The organism is Pseudomonas sp. BP01 (assembly GCF_022760795.1).
Classification (GTDB): domain Bacteria; phylum Pseudomonadota; class Gammaproteobacteria; order Pseudomonadales; family Pseudomonadaceae; genus Aquipseudomonas; species Aquipseudomonas putida_Q.
This window is the reverse complement of sequence record NZ_JAFBKA010000007.1, coordinates 16,999-36,537: the sequence shown is the minus strand read 5'-3', so window position 1 is coordinate 36,537 and position 19,539 is coordinate 16,999. Positions and strand designations below refer to the sequence as shown.

Annotated in this window: 16 protein-coding genes; 9 read left to right on the top strand and 7 right to left on the bottom strand. The window is 61.0% G+C overall.

Annotated features, from left to right (window positions below; genetic code table 11):
- The first annotated feature begins 8 nt into the window (after positions 1–8).
- The 3 genes from dnaN to gyrB are packed head-to-tail and all read left to right on the top strand — an operon-like array spanning position 9 to position 4,656.
- A complete protein-coding gene (gene dnaN, locus JOY50_RS08345; protein ID WP_243055065.1) occupies positions 9–1,112 on the top strand; it encodes a DNA polymerase III subunit beta in 1,104 nt (367 codons plus the stop codon).
- A 15-nt stretch (positions 1,113–1,127) separates the two neighbouring features.
- Complete coding sequence (gene recF / locus JOY50_RS08340; protein WP_019470309.1) at positions 1,128–2,231, top strand: DNA replication/repair protein RecF; 1,104 nt, start codon at positions 1,128–1,130, stop codon at positions 2,229–2,231.
- A gap of 4 nt (positions 2,232–2,235) precedes the next feature.
- Positions 2,236–4,656, top strand: a complete 2,421-nt coding sequence (gene gyrB / locus JOY50_RS08335; protein ID WP_019470310.1) for a DNA topoisomerase (ATP-hydrolyzing) subunit B — start codon at positions 2,236–2,238, stop codon at positions 4,654–4,656.
- Between the two features lie 64 nt (positions 4,657–4,720).
- Here gyrB and JOY50_RS08330 read toward each other — a convergent pair whose 3' ends face one another.
- Together JOY50_RS08330 and JOY50_RS08325 are read right to left on the bottom strand one after the other, a co-directional pair.
- Positions 4,721–5,128, bottom strand: coding sequence for an RcnB family protein (locus JOY50_RS08330; RefSeq protein ID WP_132846291.1), 408 nt, complete (start codon positions 5,126–5,128; stop codon positions 4,721–4,723).
- Positions 5,129–5,328: 200 nt separating this feature from the next.
- Positions 5,329–6,627, bottom strand: a complete 1,299-nt coding sequence (locus tag JOY50_RS08325) for a sigma-54-dependent Fis family transcriptional regulator (protein WP_132846292.1) — start codon at positions 6,625–6,627, stop codon at positions 5,329–5,331.
- A 220-nt stretch (positions 6,628–6,847) separates the two neighbouring features.
- On the opposite strand from JOY50_RS08325, the gene JOY50_RS08320 reads away from it, so the two are divergent.
- The 3 genes from JOY50_RS08320 to JOY50_RS08310 are packed head-to-tail and all read left to right on the top strand — an operon-like array spanning position 6,848 to position 9,855.
- Positions 6,848–7,732, top strand: a complete 885-nt coding sequence (locus JOY50_RS08320) for an MBL fold metallo-hydrolase (protein WP_132846351.1) — start codon at positions 6,848–6,850, stop codon at positions 7,730–7,732.
- A gap of 39 nt (positions 7,733–7,771) precedes the next feature.
- Complete coding sequence (locus tag JOY50_RS08315) at positions 7,772–9,040, top strand: FAD/NAD(P)-binding oxidoreductase (protein ID WP_132846293.1); 1,269 nt, start codon at positions 7,772–7,774, stop codon at positions 9,038–9,040.
- The gene (locus JOY50_RS08310; protein ID WP_132846294.1) at positions 9,037–9,855 is read left to right on the top strand and encodes a sulfite exporter TauE/SafE family protein; all 819 of its coding nucleotides are present in this window, start codon (positions 9,037–9,039) and stop codon (positions 9,853–9,855) included. Before JOY50_RS08315 ends, JOY50_RS08310 begins: the two co-directional genes overlap by 4 nt.
- On the opposite strand, the gene JOY50_RS08305 is transcribed toward JOY50_RS08310, so the two are convergent.
- Entirely contained in the window at positions 9,844–10,731 is an 888-nt protein-coding gene (locus JOY50_RS08305) for a LysR family transcriptional regulator (RefSeq protein ID WP_019470316.1), read from the bottom strand. The genes JOY50_RS08310 and JOY50_RS08305 overlap by 12 nt on opposite strands.
- 240 nt (positions 10,732–10,971) lie before the next feature.
- On the opposite strand from JOY50_RS08305, the gene JOY50_RS08300 reads away from it, so the two are divergent.
- Together JOY50_RS08300 and JOY50_RS08295 are read left to right on the top strand one after the other, a co-directional pair.
- On the top strand, positions 10,972–12,618 hold the full coding sequence (locus JOY50_RS08300; protein WP_243055064.1) for a GMC family oxidoreductase: 1,647 nt from the start codon (positions 10,972–10,974) through the stop codon (positions 12,616–12,618).
- Positions 12,619–12,715: 97 nt separating this feature from the next.
- Positions 12,716–14,335 (top strand): MFS transporter, encoded by a 1,620-nt coding sequence (locus JOY50_RS08295; RefSeq protein ID WP_132846297.1) that lies wholly within the window; start codon positions 12,716–12,718, stop codon positions 14,333–14,335.
- Between the two features lie 177 nt (positions 14,336–14,512).
- On the opposite strand, the gene JOY50_RS08290 is transcribed toward JOY50_RS08295, so the two are convergent.
- From JOY50_RS08290 to glyQ, 4 genes are read right to left on the bottom strand one after another with little or no spacing between them, the layout of a single operon-like run.
- Positions 14,513–15,298, bottom strand: a complete 786-nt coding sequence (locus JOY50_RS08290; protein ID WP_019471029.1) for a 1-acyl-sn-glycerol-3-phosphate acyltransferase — start codon at positions 15,296–15,298, stop codon at positions 14,513–14,515.
- 46 nt (positions 15,299–15,344) lie between these two features.
- A complete protein-coding gene (gene gmhB, locus JOY50_RS08285; RefSeq protein ID WP_243055063.1) occupies positions 15,345–15,872 on the bottom strand; it encodes a D-glycero-beta-D-manno-heptose 1,7-bisphosphate 7-phosphatase in 528 nt (175 codons plus the stop codon).
- 3 nt (positions 15,873–15,875) lie between these two features.
- The gene (gene glyS / locus JOY50_RS08280) at positions 15,876–17,927 is read right to left on the bottom strand and encodes a glycine--tRNA ligase subunit beta (RefSeq protein ID WP_243055062.1); all 2,052 of its coding nucleotides are present in this window, start codon (positions 17,925–17,927) and stop codon (positions 15,876–15,878) included.
- The gene (gene glyQ, locus JOY50_RS08275) at positions 17,924–18,871 is read right to left on the bottom strand and encodes a glycine--tRNA ligase subunit alpha (RefSeq protein WP_019471032.1); all 948 of its coding nucleotides are present in this window, start codon (positions 18,869–18,871) and stop codon (positions 17,924–17,926) included. The genes glyS and glyQ overlap by 4 nt, the downstream gene beginning before the upstream one ends.
- A gap of 83 nt (positions 18,872–18,954) precedes the next feature.
- Here glyQ and JOY50_RS08270 point away from each other — a divergent pair, with 83 nt between their 5' ends.
- Positions 18,955–19,506, top strand: a complete 552-nt coding sequence (locus JOY50_RS08270; RefSeq protein WP_132846298.1) for a DNA-3-methyladenine glycosylase I — start codon at positions 18,955–18,957, stop codon at positions 19,504–19,506.
- Positions 19,507–19,539: the final 33 nt, after the last annotated feature.

Genomic DNA, 19,539 nt, shown 5'->3' with positions numbered 1-19,539 from the left:
ACTAGACCATGCATTTCACCATTCAACGCGAAGCCCTGTTGAAACCCCTGCAACTGGTCGCCGGTGTCGTAGAGCGCCGTCAGACCTTGCCGGTCCTGTCCAATGTATTGCTGGTCGTGCAAGGCCAGCAGCTGTCGTTGACCGGTACCGACCTGGAAGTCGAACTGGTAGGCCGCGTACAACTGGAAGAGCCGGCCGAGCCTGGCGAAATCACTGTGCCGGCGCGCAAGCTGATGGACATTTGTAAAAGTCTGCCGAACGACGCCCTGATCGATATCAAGGTCGACGAGCAGAAACTGTTGCTGAAGGCCGGTCGCAGCCGCTTCACCCTGTCGACCCTGCCAGCCAATGACTTCCCGACTGTGGAAGAAGGCCCGGGTTCGCTGACCTGCAACCTGGAACAGAGCAAGCTGCGCCGTCTGATCGAGCGCACCAGCTTTGCCATGGCCCAGCAGGATGTGCGCTACTACCTCAACGGCATGCTGCTCGAGGTTTCTCGGAACACCCTGCGCGCAGTTTCCACTGACGGCCACCGCCTGGCGCTGTGCTCCATGACCGCGCCGATCGAGCAGGAAGATCGCCATCAGGTCATCGTGCCGCGCAAAGGTATCCTGGAGCTGGCGCGTCTGCTGACCGACCCCGAAGGCATGGTCAGCATTGTCCTGGGCCAACACCACATCCGCGCCACGACCGGTGAATTCACCTTCACCTCCAAGTTGGTGGACGGCAAGTTCCCGGACTACGAGCGTGTACTGCCCAAGGGCGGCGACAAGCTGGTGGTCGGCGACCGTCAGGCGCTGCGTGAAGCCTTCAGCCGCACGGCGATTCTTTCCAACGAAAAGTACCGCGGTATTCGCCTGCAACTGGCGGCTGGCCAACTGAAGATCCAGGCCAACAACCCCGAGCAGGAAGAAGCTGAAGAAGAGATCAGCGTGGACTACGAAGGTAGCTCGCTGGAAATCGGCTTCAACGTCAGCTACCTGCTGGACGTGCTAGGCGTGATGACTACCGAGCAAGTTCGTCTGATCCTTTCCGACTCCAACAGCAGTGCGCTGCTGCAGGAAGCTGGCAACGACGATTCTTCCTACGTTGTCATGCCGATGCGTCTGTAACCTGTAGCAGGCGCAATGTCCCTTCGACGGATCATGGTCACCGCGGTGCGCAACTTGCACCCGGTGACCCTCTCGCCCTCCCCCCGCATCAATATCCTTTACGGCGCCAACGGCAGTGGCAAGACCAGCGTGCTCGAGGCCGTGCACTTGCTTGGGCTGGCACGCTCATTTCGCAGCACCCGCCTGAACCCGGTCATCCAGTACGAACAGCCTGCCTGTACCGTGTTTGGCGAAGTGCAGTTGGCTGAAGGTGGCACCAGCAACCTGGGTGTCTCCCGAGAGCGGCAGGGAGAATTCACCATACGCATCGATGGGCAGAACGCACGGAGCGCCGCCCAGCTGGCGGAGTTGTTACCGCTGCAGCTCATCAACCCAGACAGTTTCCGGCTGTTGGAAGGTGCCCCGAAAATACGCCGCCAGTTTCTGGATTGGGGTGTGTTCCACGTGGAACCTCGCTTTTTGCCAGCCTGGCAACGGCTGCAGAAGGCGCTGCGGCAGCGGAACTCATGGTTGCGTCATGGTACACTTGACGCAGCTTCGCAAGCCGCCTGGGACCGGGAATTGTGCCTGGCCAGCGCGGAAATAGATGAATACCGTCGCAACTACATCAAGGCCTTGAAGCCCGTCTTCGAGCGAACCCTGAGCGAACTGGTCGAGCTGGACGGGTTGACCCTTAGCTACTACCGAGGCTGGGACAAGGACCGGGAACTGCAAGAAGTACTCGCATCCTCTCTCCTTCGCGATCAGCAGATGGGCCATACCCAGGCCGGTCCGCAGCGTGCTGATCTGCGTCTTCGTCTGGCTGCCAATAACGCGGCCGACATCCTGTCGCGTGGTCAGCAAAAGCTGGTGGTGTGCGCATTGCGCATTGCCCAAGGCCACCTCGTCAGCCAGGCTCGTCGCGGTAACTGTATTTATCTCGTGGATGACTTGCCGTCCGAACTGGACGACAAGCATCGCCGCGCGCTGTGCCGCTTGCTTGAAGAATTACGCTGCCAGGTGTTCATCACCTGTGTAGATCACGAATTACTGAGGGAAGGCTGGCAGACGGAAACGCCAGTTGCTTTGTTCCACGTGGAACAAGGCCGTATCACCCAGACCCACGACCATCGGGAGTGAAGGCATGAGCGAAAATCAAACGTACGACTCCTCCAGCATCAAGGTGCTGAAAGGTTTGGATGCCGTACGCAAGCGTCCCGGCATGTACATTGGCGACACCGATGATGGTAGCGGCCTGCACCACATGGTCTTCGAGGTGGTCGACAACTCGATCGACGAAGCCCTCGCCGGTCACTGCGATGACATCACCGTCATCATCCACACGGACGAATCCATTAGTGTGCGCGACAACGGTCGCGGCATTCCGGTCGACGTGCATAAAGAAGAAGGCGTTTCCGCAGCTGAGGTCATCATGACCGTACTGCACGCCGGCGGTAAGTTCGACGATAACTCCTACAAGGTATCCGGCGGCCTGCACGGCGTGGGTGTTTCTGTTGTGAACGCCTTGTCCGAGAAACTGGTACTGACCGTTCGCCGTAGCGGCAAGATCTGGGAACAGACCTACGTTCACGGGGTACCACAAGCGCCGATGGCGGTTGTCGGTGAAAGCGAAACCACCGGTACCCACATCCACTTCAAGCCGTCGGCTGAAACCTTCAAGAATATCCACTTCAGTTGGGACATCCTGGCCAAGCGTATCCGCGAGTTGTCGTTCCTCAACTCGGGCGTTGGCATTCTGCTGAAGGATGAGCGCAGCGGTAAGGAAGAGTTCTTCAAGTACGAAGGCGGCCTGCGTGCATTCGTCGAGTACCTGAATACCAACAAGACGCCGGTGAACTCCCAGGTGTTCCACTTCAACGTTCAGCGTGAAGATGGCGTGGGTGTGGAAGTCGCTCTGCAGTGGAACGACAGCTTCAACGAAAACCTGCTGTGCTTCACCAACAACATTCCACAGCGCGACGGTGGTACACACTTGGTGGGCTTCCGTTCTTCGCTGACCCGCAGCCTGAACAGCTACATCGAACAGGAAGGCCTGGCCAAGAAGAACAAGGTGGCGACCACGGGTGACGACGCTCGTGAAGGCCTGACCGCGATCATTTCGGTAAAGGTTCCGGACCCCAAGTTCAGTTCGCAGACCAAAGACAAGCTGGTCTCCTCGGAGGTGAAAACCGCCGTGGAACAGGAGATGAACAAGTACTTCTCCGACTTCCTGCTGGAGAACCCGAACGAGGCCAAGGCCGTCGTTGGCAAGATGATCGACGCAGCTCGTGCGCGTGAAGCGGCACGTAAAGCCCGTGAGATGACTCGCCGCAAAGGTGCGCTGGATATCGCCGGCCTGCCAGGCAAGTTGGCAGACTGCCAGGAGAAGGACCCTGCCCTTTCCGAACTGTACCTGGTGGAGGGTGACTCCGCAGGTGGCTCGGCCAAGCAAGGTCGTAACCGTCGTACCCAGGCGATCTTGCCGCTGAAGGGTAAAATCCTCAACGTCGAGAAAGCACGCTTCGACAAGATGATCTCGTCCCAGGAAGTGGGCACGCTGATCACTGCGCTTGGCTGCGGTATCGGCCGCGAAGAGTACAACATCGACAAGCTGCGTTATCACAACATCATCATCATGACCGATGCTGACGTGGACGGTTCGCACATCCGTACCCTGCTGCTGACCTTCTTCTTCCGTCAGTTGCCGGAGCTGGTCGAGCGCGGCTACATCTACATTGCCCAGCCTCCACTGTACAAGGTGAAAAAAGGTAAGCAGGAGCAGTACATCAAGGACGACGAGGCCATGGAAGAATACATGACCCAGTCGGCCCTGGAGGACGCAAGCCTGCACCTGGACGAGTCGGCCCCAGCGGTTTCTGGCGTGCAGCTGGAAAGCCTGGTGAACGAATTCCGTAGCGTCATGAAGACCCTCAAGCGCCTGTCGCGTTTGTATCCGGAAGAGCTGACCGAGCACTTCGTCTACCTGCCTGAGGTGACCCTGGAGCAGTTGGGTGACCACGCAGTGATGCAAGCCTGGCTGGCCAAGCTGCAGGAGCGTCTGAACTCCAGCCAGAAGTCTGGCCTGGCTTACAACGCCAGCCTGCGTGAAGACAAAGAGCGCAACGTGTGGCTGCCGGAAGTGGAAATCACCTCCCACGGCCTGGCCAGCTACATCACGTTCAACCGTGACTTCTTTGGCAGCAATGACTACCGGACCGTCGTCAACATCGGTGCCAAGCTCTCCAGCCTTTTGGGTGAAGGTGCTTACGTACAACGTGGTGAACGTCGCAAGGCAATCGTCGAGTTCAAGGAAGGCCTGGACTGGCTGATGAACGAGACCACCAAGCGTCATACCATCCAGCGATACAAAGGGTTGGGTGAGATGAACCCGGACCAGCTGTGGGAAACCACCATGGACCCGACCGTTCGCCGTATGCTCAAGGTCACCATCGAGGATGCAATCGCTGCTGACCAGATCTTCAACACCCTGATGGGTGATGCAGTCGAGCCGCGTCGTGAGTTCATCGAAAGCAACGCACTGTCGGTGTCCAACCTGGACTTCTGATCAGGTGTAATGCGCCAGACACTAAAAAGCCCGCTGATGCGGGCTTTTTAGTGTCTGCAAAAAATCAGTAACCGGTAAGAATGTTGACGATCCTGCCACTGGCGATCGACATCAACACATAGTCGCCATTCACGTACAGCCAACGGTGGTCACGCGGTGGCGCATACAGGTGGCGCGCTTTCCAGTCGGTCACCCAGTAACGGTCACCACGGTAATGTGGGTCAACGGCATGTCCACGCTGCCACTGCTGATGAGGTACCGGCATGCCCTGCTGCGGTCGGAAATTCGGGTTGCGGTAAGCGGGTGCTCGCCCGTTGTCATGTCGACCTTGCTGCTTCGGCTGTCCATGTGGCGGGTTGCCCTGGTGCGATGGGCCGCCATCATGTCGGTCTGGTGGGCCCGGCTGCGCGAAGCTGGCCAACGGTGCGCTGAACATGAGCGCGGCGCAGATCACGGTTAGGGTTTTCTTCATTTGCTGCGGTCCTCTGCCTATTAACGCCCGGTTGTCACTGTCTGGGTACCGGGTACGGTTAACCAATCAGACCATGGTTCTAGCCGTTTAATGTAAGGGCAGAGGTAAAGGTCGGGTAAAGGTGTAGAAGGAAGACCGCTGTGGATGCTGTATCGCATCAACCCTCTGACTCCCACAGAGTCCGCGTTTGTGGATATTCGTTAGTTCAGCCCCAGGGCCTTCAAGCGGCGATAGAGCGTGCGTTCACTCATGCCAAGATGGCTGGCCAGTTCGCTACGCGAGCCCTTGAACTGTTCCAGCGCCTGCGCCAGCTCACCCAAGTCATTACGACGGCCGCTTCCTTTCAGCGCCCCCACCGGCCCGATATCTTCCGGCAAGTGCTCAGGTCGGATCAGTCCGTCATCGGCAAACAGACGCGCCCTTTCCAGTATGTTGCGCAGCTCGCGGATATTGCCCGGAAACGGATGCAAGCCAAGTTGCTGCAAGGCATCGTCACTCAACCTGGGCGTTGGCTTGCCGGCCGTGGCCATGCGCTGCAGCAGGCTCTGCGCGAGCAGCGGCAGGTCTTCCACCCGCTCGCGCAATGCCGGCAGGCGAATCGGAAAGCCGCTGATGCGGTAGTACAGGTCTTCACGGAAGGCGCCCTGCGCCACCATCTGTTTGAGCGGCTTGTGGGTGGCCGATACCAGGCGGAAATCTGAATGCACCGTGCGCAGGCTGCCCACCGGGCGGAAGCTGCCGGACTCGATCAGACGCAGCAGCTTTACCTGCATCGCCAGCGGTACTTCGCCAATTTCGTCGAGGAACAGGGTGCCGCCATGGGCTGCCTCAGCCAAGCCGATCTTGCGTTGGTTGGCACCGGTGAACGCGCCTTTCTCATAACCGAACAACTCGCTTTCGAACAACGGCTCCGTCAGGCCAGTGCAGTCCACCACCACCAGGGGGCCGTTTGCTCTGGGGCTGCCCATGTGGACCGCACGGGCGAACAGTTCTTTACCGCTACCGGACTCACCCTGCAGCAGCACCGGGATCTGCGCTGGCGCAGCACGTTGCAGGCTGGCCAAGGCGGCCTTGAAGGCTGGCGCACGGCCAACCAGGCCCTGCTCTTGAGGTTGCGCTGATGCGAGGGTGATGGTGGTCAGGCGTTCGACAAAAGCCACCACCCTGCCCTGCTCATCCAGAATCGGGCGCAGCTCGACATCCACATGCTCGGGGCCGCGTGGTGTGTGATGCACATGCAGCACTCGCTCGGGCACCTTGCTGTCCCAGGCCTTGCGCATGGGGCAATGCTCGCCGGCCTGGTCGCACGGTACGGCGTAATGGTGCGAGACCTTGTGGCACTTCTCCCCCAGCGGGGCCTGGTCATGGTGGGCGAACTGGCGCCGATAGGCGGCGTTGGCGGCCAGGATATTGTAGTCGGTGTCCAGCACGATGGCCGGCAGGGCATCGTGCTCAAGGTAGGAAACCAGAGCTAGGATGAGGGGATGGGCTTCAGGCATGACGGCACCGTTTGGATGACTGAGCAGCGTAACAAGGACTGCCAAACACTGCCATTGGCTGACAGTCGACTGCCACCTGCTCTGCCACTGCTGCTGCCAGTTGTCTGCAACCGGCCGGTTTCCTTGGCCCAAGCGCGCTGAAAAGGCTGGCATGCATCTTGATAAACCTCCTGTCACTGCCTACGCCTTGCAAGGCGGGGCGGATAAATTGGAGAACGTGATGATCATCGGCAACAACCTTCACGTGGACGCCTTTTACGACGAGGCGACCTCGACCATCAGCTACCTGGTCATGGACCGTGAAACCCGGCAATGCGCATTGATCGACAGTGTGCTGGATTACGACCCCAAGTCCGGGCGCACCTGCACCGCTTCGGCGGATCGCCTGGTCGAGCGCGTGACCGAACTGAATGCCAGCGTGCGCTGGGTACTGGAAACCCATGTACACGCCGACCATCTTTCAGCAGCCGCCTACCTGAAGGAAAAGCTGGGCGGCCATACCGCCATCGGCGCGCATATCACCCAGGTGCAGAAAGTATTCGGTGCGTTGTTCAATGCAGAGCCTGGCTTCGCCCGAGATGGCAGCCAATTCGATGTGCTGCTCGAAGACGAGGAAGGCTTTCGTATTGGCAACTTGCACGCGCGGGCGCTGCACACGCCGGGGCATACACCCGCATGCATGAGTTTCATGATCGAAGACGCCGGGGAGATCGCGGTGTTTGTGGGGGACACCCTGTTCATGCCCGACTACGGCACTGCCCGCTGCGACTTCCCTGGGGCCGATGCCCGTACCCTGTACCGCTCGATCCGTCGTCTGCTGGCGTTCCCCGACCAGACCCGGCTGTTCATGTGTCACGACTACCTGCCAGGTGGCCGCGACATGCAGTACGTCACCACCGTGGCCGAGCAGCGCGCCAGCAACATTCATATTCACCAGGGCATCGATGAGGACAGTTTCGTCGCCATGCGCGAAGCCCGTGACAAGACCCTCGACATGCCGGTGCTGATCCTGCCTTCGGTGCAGGTGAACATGCGCAGCGGACAGCTCCCCGCGCCGGAAGAGAACGGCGTGAGCTACCTGAAAATCCCGCTGAACAAGCTGTAACCGCCCTGCCCCATAATCAGATTTCCAGGATTTACCGCCATGCCTGCCTTGTTGTCCCCTGCCAATACCGACCACCACAAGGTGGTCATCGTCGGTGCCGGTGCCGCTGGTATCGCCACCGCTTCCAGCCTGGTCAGCCGTGACCCGTCGCTGGACGTTGCCTTGATTGACCCTGCCGATGTGCATTACTACCAACCCGGCTGGACCATGGTCGGTGCCGGTGTGTTCAAGGCACCGAGCACCGCCCGCACCATGGCCTCGACCATCCCGCGCGGTGTGCGCTGGGTCAAGGCGCGGGTACAGGGGTTCGACCCTACGGGCCAGTTGGTAATCCTCGAAGATGGTCGCGCCATCAGCTATGAACAGCTGGTCGTGTGCCCTGGCCTCACGCTGGACTGGGCGGCCATCGATGGGCTGAGCGACACGCTGGGCCGCAACGGTGTCACCTCCAACTACCGCTACGACCTGGCGCCCTATACCTGGGAGCTGGTGCAAAAACTCAAGCAAGGCCGTGCCGTATTTACACAGCCGCCTATGCCGATCAAATGTGCGGGCGCGCCGCAGAAGGCGCTGTACCTGTCTTGTGACCATTGGCTGCGCAACGGCCATCTGGGCGCGGTGAAAGCCAGCTTCTTCAATGCCGGTGCAGTTTTGTTCGGAGTGGCGGACTACGTGCCCGCGCTGATGAAGTACATCGAAAAATACGCCGTGGACCTCAATTTCTCCCACCGACTGGTAGCCGTGGATGGCCCGAGCAAGCGCGCCACCTTCGTGCGCACCCTGCCCGATGGCAGCAGCGAAACGCGCATCGAGGCATTCGACATGCTCCACGTGGTACCGCCACAGGTGGCGCCGGCGTTTATTCGCGAAAGCCCTTTGGCCGACAACGCCGGCTGGGTCGATGTCGACCCGCATACCCTGCGCCATCACAAGTACACCAACATCCATGCACTGGGTGACGTGGCCAGTACCAGCAATGCCAAAACTGCCGCAGCTGCCCGCAAGCAAGCGCCGGTCGTGGCCAACAACGTGCTGGTGGCGCTGGGCCGGCTGCCTACCCTCGCCCAATACGATGGCTATGGTTCGTGCCCGTTGACTGTCGAGCGCGGCAAAATCGTCCTGGCGGAATTCACCTATGGCGGCAAGTTGGCACCGAGTTTCCCCAGCTGGTTGCTGGACGGCCGCAAACCCACGCGGCTGGCCTGGTTGCTCAAGGCGCAGGCGCTGCCGCCGTTGTACTGGCAAGGCATGCTCAAGGGCCGTGAGTGGCTGGCCCGCCCGCAGCTGGTAACCGAGGGTGGGCAGTGATCGAACATCAATTGTTGGGGGCGGGCCTGGGGGCAATCATCGGTGCCGTGCTGGCGTTGACCGGCGCAGGCGGGGGCATTCTCGCAGTGCCTTTGCTGGTGTTCGGCCTGGGGCTGTCGATGATCGAGGCCGCACCGGTCGGCCTGTTGGCTGTAGGCCTGGCAGCGGCGGTCGGCGCGGTGCTGGGCCTACGGCAGGGGCTGGTGCGTTATCGGGCGGCGTTGTTTATTGCGCTGATCGGCGTAGCGGCGGCGCCGTTCGGGCTGATGCTGGCGCACCGTCTGCCGAATACACCGTTGCAGGTGGTATTCGCCGGGGTGCTGGTTTATGCCTGTCTGCGGATCTGGCGCAAGGCTGCCAAAGAACTGCGCGGCGAGGCAAATGACGCTCATCGCTTTATCGAGCCGTGTGTGCTGAACCCGTTGCAAGGCCGCTTGCGCTGGACCTTGCCCTGCGCCCGAGCCCTGGCATTCACCGGTGCCTTGTCTGGGTTGCTGTCGGGTCTGCTCGGGGTTGGCGGTGGTTTCGTCATCATCCCGGCCCTGAACCGCTATACCAACCTGCGCATGGCCAGCATCGTTTCCACTTCGCTGGCGGTGATCGCGCTGGTGTCCACCGGCAGTGTGGTCAGCGCCAGCCTTGCCGGCGTCATGCACTGGCAGGTCGGCGCCCCGTTTGCCGTCGGTGCGGTGCTCGGCCTGTTGCTGGCGCGGCCATTGGCGGCCAGGCTGGCTGGGCCGCGCTTGCAGCAGATGTTTGCCATTGCCGGTTGGGCGGCGGCAGTGCTACTGGCCGGCAAAGCGCTATTGGGCTAGCAGCTCGTCCTGTTGCGCCGCACACAGTGCCAGCAGGTAATCCCACACCACCCGCAGGCGCACAGACTTGTGCAGCTCGCGGCGGGTGCATATCCAGTAGCTGCGCTGGATGGTCTCACCCGGCAGCACGCGCACCAGTGTCGGATCGTGGCGCGCCATGTAGTTGGGCAGTACGGCGATGCCTAGCCCGGCGCGGGCGGCAGCTTGCTGGGCAATGACGCTGGTGCTGCGAAACACCACGGTGGGTGCCCGGCAGAAGCTGTTGAGAAACAGCAGCTCCTGGCTGAACAGCAGGTCGTCGACGTAGCCGATCCAGTTGTGCTTGGCCAGGTCTTCGCGGTTGCGCAGTGGCGGCGCGCGGTCCAGGTAGCCTTGGCTTGCGTACAGCGCCAGCCGGTAGTCGGTGAGCTTGCGGGTTATCAGCAGGTCGGCGTTGGGGCGTTCCAGGTGAATGCTGATTTCCGCTTCGCGGTTGAGGATGCTGACAAAGCGCGGCACCGCCACCAGTTCCACCTCCAGGCCCGGGTAGCGCTCGAACAGCGCGTTCATGCGCGGGGTGAAAAACATGATGCCGATGCCTTCGGTCACCCCCAGGCGAATCTTGCCCAACGGGGTGATGGCCTGGGTGATTTCTTCCTGCGCCAGCAAAGCGACGTTTTCCATGGCTTCGGCGTGTTTAAGCAGGGCCTGGCCTGAGGGCGTCAGCTCGTAACCTTGGGCATGCTGCACGAACAGCGCCGTGCCCAGGCTTTGCTCGATGCTCTCGATGTGCCGGGCCACGGTGCTGTGGGTAGTGTTGAGGCGCTTGGCAGCGGTAAGCAGGCGGCCACTGCGCTGCAACTCGAGGAAAAACCGCAGATCGTTCCAGTCGAACATGCTGATCCTTTTTGGCAGTTCGTTCCGGCCTCTTCGCGGGCATGCCCGCTCCCACAGGTACAGAGAACATCCTGAAGGTAACGAGATCCCTGTGGGAGCGGGCGAGCCCGCGAAGAGGTCGGTCCAGGCTTACCCCTGTGCTAAAACGCACAACGGCTGCGCGAAATCTCGTGTTTCACCCACGAAATTACGCACTAAGATGGATCGGGACAAGAATAAAAAACGGGCGCGAGGTTGCACATGCCATCAGCCGATTCTGTCTTCGACTACGTGGTCGTAGGGGCCGGCCCAGCCGGTTGCCTGCTGGCCAATCGTTTGTCCGCCGACCCTTCCTGCCGCGTTCTGCTGCTGGAAGCGGGTGGCCGCGACAACTATCCCTGGATTCACATACCCGTCGGTTACCTCTACTGCATCGGCAACCCGCGTACCGACTGGTGCTTCAAGACCGAGGCCCAGCCTGGCCTTGGCGGTCGTGCCCTGGGCTACCCGCGTGGCAAGGTGCTGGGTGGCTGTTCCTCGATCAACGGCATGATCTACATGCGCGGCCAGGCGGCCGACTATGACGGTTGGGCCGAGCAAGGCAATGACGGCTGGGCCTGGAAAGATGTGCTGCCGCTGTTCAAGGCCAGCGAAAACCATTTCGCCGGCGCCAGTGAGCACCACGGCGGTGACGGCGAATGGCGGGTCGAGCGCCAGCGCTACAGCTGGCCGATCCTCGATGCTTTCCGTGATGCCGCCGAGCAAAGCGGCATCGGCAAGGTCGACGACTTCAACACCGGCGACAACCAGGGCTGTGGATACTTTCAGGTCAACCAGCGCAGCGGCGTACGCTGGAACGCATCCAAAGCCTTCCTGAGGCCGATAAAGGACCGCGCCAACCTCACCGTGCTGACCGGCGTTCAGGTTGACCAGGTACTGCTCAACAACACCCGGGCGCGGGCCGTGAAAGCATTTTGGCAAGGCGCCTGGCACGAGTTTTCGTCGCGTCGCGAGATTATCCTGTGCGCCGGCGCCGTTGGTTCACCCGGTATTCTGCAACGCTCCGGCATCGGCCCGCGCCAGCTGCTGGAAAGCCTGGGCATTGGTGTACGCCACGATATGCCGGGCGTGGGTGGCAACCTTCAGGACCACCTGCAACTGCGCCTGATTTACCAGATCAGCAACACCCGCACCTTGAACCAGATGGCCAACAGCCTCTGGGGCAAGATGGGCATGGGCCTGCGCTACCTCTATGACCGCAGCGGCCCATTGGCGATGGCGCCAAGCCAACTGGGCGCGTTCGTGCGTTCGAGCCCGGAACAGGCCACCGCCAACCTGCAGTATCACGTACAGCCGCTGTCACTGGAGCGCTTCGGTGAACCGCTGCATTTGTTCCCGGCCTTTACTGCATCGGTGTGCAACCTGCGCCCAGCCAGCCGCGGGCGTATCGATATCAGCAGCACCGACATGAACAGCACGCCGCTGATCGACCCCAACTACCTCAGCGACCCACAGGACCTGCGCGTGGCTGCCGATGCCATCCGCCTCACCCGGCGCATCGTGCAGGCCCCTGCCCTTGCAGCGTTCGACCCCAAGGAATACCTGCCAGGCCCAGCCCTGCAAACCGAGCAAGAGCTGTTCGAGGCAGCCGGCAAGATTGGCACCACCATCTTCCACCCGGTGGGTACCTGCCGCATGGGCAGCGGTGCCCTGGACGTTGTGGATAACCAGCTGCGGGTACACGGCATCCCCGGTTTGCGCGTGGCCGATGCCTCGATCATGCCGCAGATCACCTCCGGTAATACCTGTTCACCGACCCTGATGATCGCCGAAAAGGCGGCGCAACTGATCCTCAAAGGAGCTGCTACCCAGACCTACTTGAACGAAGACGCAATACCGACCCCCTGACCCGGGTACGTGCAACACCGGCGGCTTGCGGTCAAAAGCCGCCGACAGTGGAACAAAAAGAATAATCACTGTGGCCTGCGGGCCGAGGACAGCAACGATGTCGGATTACATCCAAGAGCAGGGTGCGGCGGCCAGCAGCTCCAGCCGCCGTGAAGAACGCAAGATCATTTTCGCGTCATCCCTCGGGACGGTTTTCGAGTGGTATGACTTTTTTCTCTATGGTGCGCTGGCAGCGGTCATCAGCAAGCAGTTCTTTGCCGGGGTGAACGACACCACCGCCTTCATCTTCGCCCTCATGGCCTTCGCCGCCGGCTTTCTGGTACGGCCGTTCGGTGCATTGGTGTTCGGCCGCCTGGGCGACATGATCGGGCGCAAGTACACCTTCCTGGTCACCATCGTGCTGATGGGCCTGTCCACCTTCGCCGTGGGGTTGCTACCCACTTATGCCAGCATCGGCATTGCCGCACCGATCATTTTGGTGATCCTGCGCATGCTCCAGGGGCTGGCGCTGGGCGGTGAATACGGCGGTGCTGCCACCTATGTGGCCGAGCATGCGCCCCATGGCAAACGGGGCTTCTACACCGGTTTTATCCAGTCCACTGCCACCCTTGGGCTGTTGCTGTCGCTGCTGGTGGTGCTGGGCAGCCGCTACATCAGTGGCGACCAGTTCGAAACCTGGGGCTGGCGCCTGCCGTTCCTGTTGTCGATCGTGCTGCTGGCCATCTCCACCTGGATCCGCATGAGCATGCACGAGTCACCGGCGTTCGTGAAAATGAAGGCCCAGGGCAAGGTCAGCAAGTCGCCGATCCGTGAGTCGTTCACCTCCTGGCCGAACCTGAAAGTGGTGCTTACCGCGCTGTTCAGCATCAACGCCGGGCAAGCCGTAACCTTCTACACAGCGCAGTTCTACGTGTTGTTCTTCATGACCCAGATGCTGAAGATGGACCCGGCCCAGGCCAACACCCTGCTGATCATCAGTGTGGTGATCGGTGCGCCGTTCTTCGTATTCTTCGGCTGGCTATCGGACCGTATTGGCCGCAAGCCGATCCTCATGCTGGGCCTGCTGCTGGCCACGGTGCTGTACTTCCCGCTGTTCAAGGCGCTAAGCCACTACGCCAACCCTCAGATCGACGCCGCCAGCCGGCAGGCGCCTATCGTGGTCACCGCCGACCCACAAAGTTGTACCTTCCAGTTCGACCCGGTGGGCAAGGCTCGTTTTGACAGCCCGTGCGACAAGGTCAAGACGTTCCTGGTCAAGCAGGGTCTGCCGTACAGCTCGGTAAACGTGGCCGGCAGTGATGTGGTGGTCAACATTGGTGAGAAGACCATCAATGGCTATGACGAAGCGGCCATGCGCACCGCAGTGGAGCAGGCTGGCTACCCGGCCAAGGCCGACCCAGGGCAGGTCAACCAAGTCATGGTGGTGGTGCTGATCGTGGCGATGATCCTGATCGCGACCATGACCTATGGCCCGCTGGCAGCCGTGATGGTCGAACTGTTCCCGACCCGCATCCGCTACACCTCGATGTCCCTGCCCTACCATATTGGCAATGGCTGGTTCGGCGGCTTCCTGCCAACCGTGTCGTTCGCGCTGGTGGTGTATACCGGGGATATCTTCTACGGGCTGTGGTACCCGGTGCTGGTGACCGGGATCAGTTTGGTTGTGGGGATTTTCTGCCTTAAAGAGACCAAAGACGTGGATCTCGACAAGGTCTGATGCTGTTCACAGGGCACAAAAAAACCGGCTGTAAAAGCCGGTTTTTTTATGCCCCAAAAAAACTTATGCACGATTTTAAGAAAAATGTCACACGTAGAAATAAACAGCTAATTCAAATACTTAGCGATCACTTCAAGCATTTGATCGAAAAACTGCTCACAAGTTATCCACAGATCATCAAGCCGTCTGCTGTTGGGTTTTTTCATCGGCTGGCGGCAGCGAACCCAGGGCCCGTTGGGTGGCTTCGTTCCAAGCCGCTGCGCGGTCGTTGAGTTCGGCGATGGCACGTGGTCCGGTGCCATTGGCGTACATCGGCTCGCCAATCACTACCTCGATGGTACCGGCACGCTTGCCCCACCCGGTCTTCGGCCAGAACTTGCCGGCATTGTGGGCAATCGGCAGCACCGGCAGCCCGGCATTCACGGCCAACGCGGTACCGCCGCGGGAGAACTTGCCCACGGTGCCGTACGGCACGCGGGTGCCTTCCGGAAAAATCAGCACCCAAGTCTTCTGCTTGAGCAGCTCGTCGCCTTTGCTCGCCACCTGGCGCAACGCTTCCTTGGGGTTGTCGCGGTTGATCGCGATAGGCCGCAGCATGGCCATGGCCCAACCGAAGAACGGCACGTACAGCAGTTCACGCTTGAGCACCTGGCTCAGCGGCGAAAAGTACTGGGAAAGGAAGAAGGTTTCCCAGGTGCTCTGGTGGTTGGACAGAATCACGCAGGGCTCATTCGGCACGTTCTCGGCGCCGGTGACCTTGTAGTCGATGCCGAGAATGGTGCGCACCAGGAACAGCGCGCAGCGACACCAGTACACGTTGATGAACCTGTAGCGCTTGGGAAACGACAGGAACGGCGCGATGAAGAAGCTCAGCGAGCACCACAGCAGCGAACTGGTGCCCAGCAGCAGGTAAAAAAGAAAGATTCTGATCGCCTGCAGGATCGACATAGTGGCTTGTACCATTGCGGGGCATGCCCGCCTGAGAAAAATGCGCCCGAAGGCGCACTGTTTAAATTAGTTCTCTGGCGATAGCTGCCAGATCGTCGAAAATCAGTGTAGTTTCAGGGACGCCTTTTTCCAGGGTCCGCTCGCCCTTGCCGGTTTTTACCAACACGGGTTGTGCACCGACGGCCAGGGCGGCCTCCAGGTCACCTTTGCTGTCACCGACAAACCAGACGCCTTGCAGGCCGACCCGGTAATGCTCGGCAATCGCCAGCAGCATGCCAGGCTTTGGCTTGCGACAATCGCAGCCTCCGTCCGGCCCGTGCGGGCAATAGACGATATGGCCCACCTCGCCCCCCTGCTCGGCCACCAGCTCGCGCAGGCGTGCGTGCATGGCTTCCAGGGTTGCCAATGTGTAATAGCCACGGGCAATGCCGGACTGGTTGGTGGCCACGGCCACCGTCCAGCCCGCTTTGCTCAACTGCGCGATGGCCTCGACCGAGCCAGGGATCGGCACCCATTCTTCCAGCGTCTTGATGTAGGCGTCGGAGTCATGGTTGATGACCCCGTCACGGTCGAGAATCAGCAGTTTCAAGGCTTACCCCAGCAGCGAAATGTCGGCCACGCCCAGGAACAGGCCGCGCAGGCGGCTGAGCAGGGCATAACGGTTGGCGCGTACTTTGGCGTCTTCAGCATTGACCATCACCGCCTCGAAGAAGGCGTCGACCGGGTCACGCAGGGCCGCCAGGCGGGCCAGCGATTCACTGTACTGGCGTGCAGCAGCCATCGGTTGCACGGCCTGGTCGGCCTGCTGGATGGCCGAGTACAGGGAGAACTCGTTGGCGTTGTCGAAGTACTTTGGCTCGACCTGTTCGGCGATGGCGCCTTCGGCCTTGCTCAGCAGGTTCGATACACGCTTGTTCACCGCGGCCAACGCTTCGGCTTCTGGCAGCTTGCGGAAGGCCTGCACGGCCTGTACGCGCTGGTCGAAGTCCAGGGCGGAGCCTGGCTGCAGGGCACGCACCGACAGGTAGGTGGCCACGTCGATGCCTTCGTCTTCGTAACGCGCACGCAGGCGGTCGAAGATGAATTCCAGCACTTGCTCGGCCAGGCCGGCGGCCTTGACCTTGGCGCCGAACTGCTTGACTGCGAACTCGACCGCACCGGTCAGGTTCAGGTCCAGCTGCTTCTCGATCAGAATGCGCAGCACGCCAAGGGCAGCACGGCGCAGGGCGTACGGGTCCTTGCTACCGGTGGGCAGCATGCCGATGCCGAAGATGCCAACCAAGGTGTCGAGTTTGTCGGCGATGGCCACGGCAGCACCGGTGAGGGTCTGCGGCAGCTCTGCGCCAGCACCGCGCGGCATGTACTGCTCGTTCAGGGCCAGGGCGACGTCCTGCGGCTCACCATCGTTGAGCGCGTAGTAGTAACCGGCAACACCCTGCATTTCTGGGAACTCGCCAACCATTTCGGTGGCCAGGTCGCATTTGGACAGCAGGCCGGCACGGCCGGCGCGCTGGGCGTCGCCGCCGATCAGCGGGGCAATGAACGCAGCCAGTTTGGAAACACGCTCGGCCTTGTCGTACACAGTGCCCAGCTGAGCCTGGAATACCACGTTCTTCAGGCGCTCGTTGAAGGTTTCCAGCGGCTGCTTCTTGTCTTGCTTGAAGAAGAACTCGGCGTCGGTCAGGCGTGGGCGCACGACCTTCTCGTTGCCTTGCACGATCTGCTTCGGGTCGCGGCTCTCGACGTTGGCTACGGTGATGAAGCGCGGCAGCAGCTTGCCTTCGCTGTCCAGCAGGCAGAAGTACTTCTGGTTGTCCTGCATGGTGGTGATCAGGGCTTCCTGTGGCACTTCAAGGAAACGCTCCTCGAACGAGCACACCAGCGGCACTGGCCACTCGACCAGGGCGGTCACTTCATCCAGCAGCGCAGGCGGCACGATGGCGGTGCCTTCCTGCTGCATGGCCAGCTCGGCGGTACGCTTGCTGATCAGCTCGCGGCGCTCGGCGAAGTCGGCCAGCACGTAGGCTTTGCGCAGGTCTTCGACGTAGTTGGCCGGGGTGGTGATGACCACGTTTTCCGGGTGGTGGAAGCGGTGGCCACGGGATTCACGGCCGGCTTTCTGCGACAGGATGGTGCAGTCGACCACCTGGTTGCCCAGCAGCATCACCAGCCATTGGGTCGGGCGCACGAACTCTTCACGGCTGGCCGCCCAGCGCATGCGCTTGGGAATCGGCAGGTCGTTGAGCGAATCTTCGACGATGGTTGGCAGCAAGCCGACGGTGGACTTGCCCGGGATATGCTGGGAGAAGCGCAACTTGGCGCCGCTCTGGTCGATTTCCGACAGATCTACACCGCATTTCTTGGCAAAGCCAAGAGCAGCCTGGGTCGGCTCGCCGTCTTTGAAAGCAGCCTGCAGGGGCGGGCCGTCGATATTGATGCTGCGGTCAGGCTGCTGCACGTCCAGCTGGCGGATCAGCACGGCCAGGCGGCGCGGCGCGGCGTACACCTGCTTGCCGGTGTAGTTCAGGCCAGCGGCCTGCAGGCCTTTCTCGATGCCGGCCAGGAAGGCGTCGCCGAGGGTGGCCAGGGCTTTGGGTGGCAGCTCTTCGGTGCCCAGTTCTACCAGGAAATCTTGAGCACTCATTGTGCAGCCTCCAGCTTAGCCAACACTTCGTCACGCAGTTCAGGGGTGGCCATCGGGAAGCCCATGCGTGCGCGGGCTTGCAGATAGCTTTGCGCCACGTCCCGGGCCAGGGTACGTACACGCAGGATGTAACGCTGGCGCTCGGTTACCGAGATGGCGCGGCGCGCGTCCAGCAGGTTGAAGGTGTGCGAGGCCTTCAGGACCATTTCGTAGGTCGGCAACGGCAGATCCAGCTTGATCAGGCGGTTGGCTTCGCTTTCGTAGAAGTCGAACAGTTCGAACAGCTTGTCGACGTTGGCGTGTTCGAAGTTGTAGGTCGACTGTTCCACCTCGTTCTGGTGGAACACGTCGCCGTAGGTAACCTTGCCGAACGGGCCGTCGGCCCATACCAGGTCGTACACCGAGTCGACGCCCTGGATGTACATGGCCAGGCGCTCCAGGCCGTAGGTGATTTCACCGGTGACCGGATAGCACTCGATACCGCCTACCTGCTGGAAGTAGGTGAACTGGGTGACTTCCATGCCGTTGAGCCAGATTTCCCAGCCCAGGCCCCAGGCGCCGAGGGTCGGCGACTCCCAGTTGTCTTCGACGAAGCGGATGTCGTGCACCAGCGGGTCCAGGCCGATGGCTTTCAGCGAGCCGAGGTACAGCTCCTGGAAGTTGGCCGGGTTGGGCTTGAGCACGACCTGGAACTGGTAGTAGTGCTGCAGGCGGTTTGGGTTTTCGCCATACCGCCCGTCGGCAGGGCGACGGCTAGGCTGCACGTAGGCGGCGTTCCAGGTTTCTGGGCCGACGGCGCGCAGGAACGTGGCGGTATGGAAAGTGCCGGCGCCTACTTCCATATCGTAGGGCTGAAGCACCACACAACCTTGAGCTGCCCAGTAGTTTTGCAGGGCGAGGATCAGGTCTTGGAAGGTACGCACGGCTGGCGTAGGCTGGCTCACGAAATTCACCTGTATCTGGGGATGCGGATGTAAAGAGCGGGAGTATAACCTGATTCGCCTCGCCCTCTACTCATTGGAGCCTTATGCCACGCTGCTTTTGGTGTACCGACGATCCGTTGTACCAGGCCTATCATGACCAGGAATGGGGAACGCCACAGCGTGACCCGGCGTTGCTCTTCGAGATGCTTTTGCTCGAAGGGTTCCAGGCCGGGCTGTCGTGGATAACCGTTTTGCGCAAGCGCGAGCGTTATCGCGAGGTGATGTACGGCTTCGACCCGGAAAAGCTGGCCGCCATGAGCGACAAGCGCATCGAAGAATTGATGCAGGATGCCGGCATCATCCGCAATCGCCTCAAGCTCAAGGCTGCGCGGCGCAATGCCCAGGCCTGGCTGGCTGTGGATAACCCCGCCGCATGGCTATGGTCGTTCGTTGGTGGCGAGCCGAAGATCAACCACTTCGAAGTGCGCGGCGACGTGCCGGCTGTCACCGACGAAGCCAAGGCCATGAGCAAGGCCCTGCAGAAAGCCGGCTTCACCTTTGTCGGCCCGACCATCTGCTACGCCTTCATGCAGGCCACCGGCATGGTCATGGACCACACCACCGATTGCGATCGCTACGCCGCCTTGTTGCGCTGAGGGGTTACAATGCGCGCCTTGCTGAAATAAGGA